Source organism: Sulfurospirillum oryzae (assembly GCF_025770725.1).
Lineage (GTDB): Bacteria > Campylobacterota > Campylobacteria > Campylobacterales > Sulfurospirillaceae > Sulfurospirillum > Sulfurospirillum oryzae.
Genome location: NZ_JANZKZ010000010.1, coordinates 1 through 2,202, shown reverse-complemented (window position 1 = coordinate 2,202; position 2,202 = coordinate 1). Strand labels below are relative to the sequence as shown.

General features: G+C 40.7%; 3 protein-coding genes. All 3 read right to left on the bottom strand.

The window, feature by feature from the left end:
* On the bottom strand, positions 1 to 401 hold a 401-nt coding region (locus tag N0B29_RS12975), incomplete at its 3' end, for a c-type cytochrome (RefSeq protein WP_263834143.1).
* On the bottom strand, positions 398 to 1,663 hold the full coding sequence (locus tag N0B29_RS12970) for a cytochrome b (protein ID WP_263834142.1): 1,266 nt from the start codon (positions 1,661 to 1,663) through the stop codon (positions 398 to 400). The genes N0B29_RS12975 and N0B29_RS12970, both read right to left, overlap by 4 nt.
* A gap of 11 nt (positions 1,664 to 1,674) precedes the next feature.
* Positions 1,675 to 2,181 carry a Rieske 2Fe-2S domain-containing protein gene (locus tag N0B29_RS12965; protein WP_263834141.1) on the bottom strand — a complete coding sequence of 169 codons (507 nt, stop codon included), beginning with the start codon at positions 2,179 to 2,181 and terminating at the stop codon, positions 1,675 to 1,677.
* Between the last annotated feature and the right edge of the window lie 21 nt (positions 2,182 to 2,202).

The window sequence follows — 2,202 nt, the reverse complement described above, 5'->3', positions numbered from 1 at the left end:
TGAATCATTGGATGCGGACGAGTTTCATTAAACTTATGCTCTACTTTAAGCGCTTTGGTTGGATCTTTAATAAGTGCTGCAAGGAAATTTTTATCATAGATCGCACCGGCTGTGCTAAGATCTGGTGGAACGACACCAAATGTTGCAGAAGCACTTGCATTATCCATAGGAGCAGGCATGTTAGCAGAAGAGATACCATGACAGCCAGTACACCCTGCACTTAAAAAGGTCTCAGCACCTTTGGTTGCATTACCTACTTTGGTAGATGCACCAAGATCTTTAAAGGTAAAGTCAGCTGGAGCAACATGAGGATGCATTTGAGAATGTGCAAAGGGTTCAACACCCCAATAAACAACAGCCGTAAAGAAGATTACAATCGCTAATATTTTAAACTCTCTCATTTGCAACCTCCATTATTACATTTACAATTAGCTTCCATTTTTGTAATAATTGGAAGAAGAATAAATAACACAAGAAAGGTAATGGTCGCACCAAAACCAACCCATGCGTTGTTTCCTGTTGGAGGAAGTTTTCCATAGACGGTGAGAACGATCATGTCGATCAAAAGTAACCAGAACCACACAAAGAACAGAGGTCTTTTATGCGCTGGTGCAGTATGTTCTGTATTTCTATCAAGGAATGGAAGAAGCATAAAGATAACGTTTGCAAAACCAAATGCTGCTAAACCAATATCCATAGCCGCAATACCACCAATATCAAAGAAGAAACCACGAAGCACTTCGTAACTCCACAAGAAGTACCACTCAGGATAGATATGCGGAGGTGTTTTCATATTGTTTGCAGGCTCAAAGTTAATTGGATCCATTGCAAAGTCAAAGTGGAAACAGACAAGGTAGAAGAAAAGTGTTAGAGCAACGCCCACAACAAAGAAATCTTTGGAGAGGAACACTGGCCAGAATGGAACCACTTTAGACTCTACTTTTTTACCTTCTAAGTATTTTTTAGATTCAACATCAAAATCAAACTCTTCTGATTCTTGGTTATTCACGTGAGGAACTCTTAATGAGTAGAAGTGAACAGCAATCAATAAAAGAATGACAAGTGGAAGTAAAAGGACATGTAACATGAAGAAACGTGTTAATGTCGCATCAGCCACTAAGAAGTCACCTCTGATCCATACAACTAAAGCTTCACCAATGAAAGGGATACCACCAAAAAGGTTTGTAATAACTTGTGCCGCCCAGTAGCTCATCTGTCCCCATGGGAGCATGTAACCACTAAACGCTTCTGCTGAGAACATACCAAAAAGTGCCATACCTGTAAGCCAGATAATTTCGCGACCTTTTTTGTAAGAACCATAGTAGATACCTGTAAACATGTGAATGTAAATCACAAGGAAAATGACGGAAGCTGAAACACCGTGGATATGACGCCACAACCAGCCGTACTCTACTTCTTGCATAATCGTATAGTTAACACTATCAAATGCCAATTTAATGTCTGGTTTATAGTACATTAAAAGAAAAATACCTGATACGATAAGAATCATAAAGAGGACCATTAAAACAACACCCATCGCCCAAAGGAAGTTGATGTTTTTAGGGATCCAGTACTCAGTCATCATCACTTTGATAAACTTGTTGACTGCTAATCGTTGATCGAGCCAATCGATAAAGCCTGTCGCTTTTCTAATTTCTGCCACGTTTGTCTCCTTTACGCTTTCTTAGTAACCAGTTTTTTATACTCTGGTCCTTCTTCACCAAGAACAAGCTTCTCTCCATTGATTTTAAAAGGAGGAATGTCCATAGGTCTTGGAGGTGGTCCAAAAGTGTTGACACCACTGGCATCAAACTCTCCACCATGACAGGCACACTTAAATTGTTTCGTTGCAGGCATCCATGTTGGAATACAGCCTAAATGGGTACAAAGCCCTATCATGACAGCATAGTGTTTATTGCCCGCTACAATGTCACGTTTCTCGTTCTTAGGCATATCCGCACTTTTTCTCAAGATGAAAATAGGCTTGCCCCTCCATTGGATCGTTTGCACTTCTCCTTCTTTCATTGGAGAGAGATCAACGGTGATGAATCCAGCAGACTGTACACTTGGAAGTGGATCCCAAGTCTTTTTCATAGCGCCAAGGGCTATGACCCCACCTGCCGCTGCAAAACCGCTGAATGCCATGCCTATAAAGTCTCTTCTGCTTGTTTCAACAGCCATTCTTTGTTCCTTTCGTGTAGT

Bases quoted from the DNA above. Each gene is read 5' to 3' on its own strand.
- N0B29_RS12965 (WP_263834141.1), bottom strand. From the start codon at position 2,181: ATGGCTGTTGAAACAAGCAGAAGAGACTTTATAGGCATGGCATTCAGC.